Origin of the sequence: uncultured Nostoc sp. (genome assembly GCF_937863485.1) — a bacterium.
Taxonomy (GTDB): domain Bacteria; phylum Cyanobacteriota; class Cyanobacteriia; order Cyanobacteriales; family Nostocaceae; genus Nostoc.
The window spans coordinates 1-3,184 of record NZ_CALMFY010000039.1 but is presented as its reverse complement, the minus strand read 5'-3'; the positions used below and the strand labels follow the sequence as shown (position 1 = coordinate 3,184).

Annotated in this window: 1 protein-coding gene; it reads right to left on the bottom strand. The window is 47.6% G+C overall.

The annotated features are described in order from the left end of the window. Window positions 1-524 precede the first annotated feature (524 nt). Window positions 525-3,184, bottom strand: a 2,660-nt coding sequence (locus tag Q0541_RS05370; protein ID WP_298906619.1) for a plasmid replication protein, CyRepA1 family, incomplete at its 5' end; no start/stop codon positions are given.

Genomic DNA, 3,184 nt, shown 5'->3' with positions numbered 1-3,184 from the left:
ATTTTAGCGATCGCACCTTTTTCACCCAACCTCACAAAATCGCGTTGCTCCCTACTACAGTAAGGCAGAGCCGTTGTACATAGAGGCATTAACGATTGTTGAAGATCAATTAGGACATGGACATCCCAGTTTCCAAAATGTTTGGCAAAATATCATCCTTTTCTTAATTGAGGTGATACGAGCAAACAGGACGGGAGAACTCTCCAACCATGCGGTGACACAAATGTTCCTTCAGAAGCTCAGGTCGAGATCAGAATAGCCGTTAAAGTTGAACAAAAGCCCATGCCATTAGCAAGTGTTAGCAGAATTCCACGTTAGAGCCATTACGTGTAACACACGGTTCAAACTCTTCTGGCTTCATTCATGTCTTTGACGCGCGAGCCATACAAAGCAGAAAAAGCCCCGACCGAGCAGAGTCGTTGCGCGGTCGTAGCTCATAATTTTTCTTAGCGTACAAAAAACCTTTTCTGGCACGGTGATGCCTAGCCCGCCGCAGGCATCGCACTTCTTGGAAAACGGGACTATCACGCCATCCACTCCACCCAATCGGGCGCAAGGGCCACCAGTTGAGCAAACTTATCAGGGTCAATATCCTCAAACTTGAAGATCACGCCCCACCGCTCATCAATCGTTAGTGTACTGAGTAATTCTTTAACTGACTCCACCCCATATTCAACCCGCTCAATCGCCAACTGAGCATAATATTTAACCCGTTCCCACCAAGAAATACTGTCTGCTTCATCTGTGTCCATACCCCCCCGATTATTACTTCCATCTTCATTAATGGGGGGTGTGGACGGCGGGTTAATCCCATATTGAGACTGCATTCTAGCTGCATAAGCCACATTTCGATCTTGTTCCTGCTGACGTTTTTTTTCCTTCTCTTCCCTCTGCCGTTGACGATACTCCAGCACCTTCTGGATAAACTCTACATCAGAAGTATTCAGCCGATAATACCGAACCCTCTGACCGTCCTCCATTGGTCTTCGTGATTCAGTAGACAAACCCAGTTGCGAAAGGAACTGCCCCAAAATCCACAAAGCAGACTCCGATAGCGGGATGGTCAGATTAAGAATGCCTTTAACGTGAGAGGCATTGCGCTTGGAAAACTCAGCCAAAGCCTGAATCATCGCCTCGTCCCCTTTAATCTCAACGCCAGCCATCAGATCCATCAACACCGCTCTCAGTCCCAGCCGATGACGCATCAACCACGCGGTAGAATGATTGCTCCAGTCAGTGCAAATAGCTAATCGCTCCCGTTCCCCCAAATCCCGTTCCACAACCACAGAGGGCGGCGCAACACACGAGAGCCCCTGGTCATCAGTAATCATTTCCCCAGGCGTTGCCAATATCGCTTCAAGTGCGACAATCTTTTTAATTAAGCGTCCAGAGTCATCTTGCTCAACCAGTTCCGGGGTTACGCTCATCCCGTAAGTATCCTGTATGCGGAACTTCTCACACTCCAAAACCTCCTCCGGCTTGAGATAATCCTGATGCTGCCTACTTGTGTAAGTTCTTCTATCAATATCTTTGGCGTTAGCCACCTTGCGAAAATGTTCTTCATCGATGGCAATACCTGCCGCTTTCATCCACCGGGAAGCCCCCTCATCGGTTGCATCACCCACAGGCGCAATAGTATTACCCATTTCTGAGAGGAGCTCACGCAAATCAGCCCGTAAATTATTAATCGACCAATTCCGTTGCGCTTCAATCTGACAACTGGCATCTAATGCCCAATCCTTCTCAGCCCCACGTTTGCCTGTTTCCCGGTTAATGCGAATCAGAAAAGCGGTCATCTCGTTCTTCTGAAGAATCTTTTCCTTGATACGTCGGGCATTAGTTTCGGCGTAACCAAAGGGAGGACGTGGGGCCACCCAAACATACATGGGGACATCTGGACGATACCGCCATAATTGCTGGGCGCATTCTGTAGCCGACTGCGAGACAGCATGAAACACGCCAAACACGGCATCAAAATGATAGTTGGAAATGTCAACCCCTGTGCCAAGGCTGGGAGTAATTAAAAAAGCATCGATATCCTTAATGGCAACGTTAATCTCTCTGATGAAAATCACATTCTCTTCAGAGCCGCTATTTTCCGAGTGAATAGCCCATACCCGTAGCTGTCGGTCTTCGGCTGATTCCGGTGTTTCGTCGCTATCATCTATCGATGTCCCGTCATTCAGCGCTCGTTCCAACTTTTTGATAAACCGCTTGCTGTCACTCACCATCATCAACTTTTTACCCGACATGAGTTGAGCGTGGAACTCTGCAACGATTGCGCTGCTGTTTCGACCTTCATACCAGTGAACTTGACGACCACCTGAGCGATACTGGTTTTTGATGATGTAGGGTTTTTCACCAGCCGGTCGCAAATTCATGAAAAATTCAATGGTCAGGTCATCGAGGTGAGCATCAGCTAAAACAACCAGCTTGGCGTTGTAAACTAGATACTCAAGCACTTCCAGAATAGCTCCACGATGTGACTTGCAAGTTTTGGACTTGAGCAAGTGAGCGAGATACTGGCAGGCTTCATCAATAAATAGAATGTCATAAGCCTGTAAATCATTTGCCATTTTATACAGAGAATCCACGGTAATGCTGAGAGCCTTTACCTGACCCCAGTCCCCGCAAGAAATCGCGGAGTACATTGCTGTTTGTAAGCGATCGCTGAGATTCTTGAGCAAAGTAACCCGATGCCCATTGTTCAAAAAACTGAGTTGGGGGTTATCTCTTCTGAGAACTGCCAAGATTTCAGTCTTTCCTGTTCCCATATCGGAAACCAAACCAACTAACCCCGATTGAGGCAGAGAGTGAATTGCAAGTGATAGATAGCGGGTATTCACCGTTACATTGGGCTTGTACTTGTAAAGTCCCCTAGCTCGGTTAATGAAAAATCTTTGCTGGTATTCGCTCATTCTCAAGGCATCAGCAATCATTGTAGTGACGGCAATATCAGCCTTTTTACCCAGAGCCACAACCCAATCGTCAATTCCTTTCTCTGGACCTGGCAGTAGTGCCACTTCACACTGGCAGCAAAGTTCTACAATTGCAGAAGCTGTGCGGCGTGTGGCTTGAAAAATCTGCTGTTTGGTTTTGGGTTTGCTTTCGTAGTCGAATAGAACAACGAATTTGCGCCCCTTTTTAGAAGAAGCAGGGGGGCAGAGGGGCAGGGGGGCAGAGG